General features: G+C 43.6%; 1 protein-coding gene. It reads right to left on the minus strand.

The features are described 5' to 3' along the window. Positions 1-219: 219 nt before the first annotated feature. On the minus strand, positions 220-507 hold a 288-nt coding region (locus ACVBIK_RS20710; RefSeq protein WP_447170431.1), incomplete at its 5' end, for a helix-turn-helix domain-containing protein.

Below are 507 nucleotides of genomic sequence, written 5' to 3' on the forward strand. Positions count from 1 at the left end.
GTCCACGGAACCACAATTGCTTGCCCTATACCTCTGCTGGGACATACAGAGCCAAAAAGGTATGCATATTCGAATTGCTGCTGGCGTACAACCCTTGGCCTGCTACCTTTTCGAGCCCAAATCTTAGTTGTTGTGTTTTGTTGACCGAATCTAGCTTCATCCTGAAACCAGATATCGATGCGATCTAAAGGGAGGTATCCCGGGATCTTAAGGATCGTTTTAATTTGGAATTTTTTTAAACTCTTCTTGAGCCTCTATTGATTGTTTTGGGTGCTTAGAGCGTGAGGTTATCCATGAGAAACCCATATGATTCAATAAATAATAGATTGAGTCAGGGTGATAAGTTTTGCCAAACTCTGACAAAATATAGTTGTGTATGTGTGCCCCCGTTAATCTACCACCTTGATCGCTGCTTGCTCTTTTCTCTATATAGTCAGCGAGTTGAGCTTGCTGTTCTGTGCTGAGAAATGCAGGTCTTCCTGTACGCGGTTTTTCTTGCAGCCCCGC

The organism is Shewanella sp. 125m-1, from assembly GCF_052977065.1.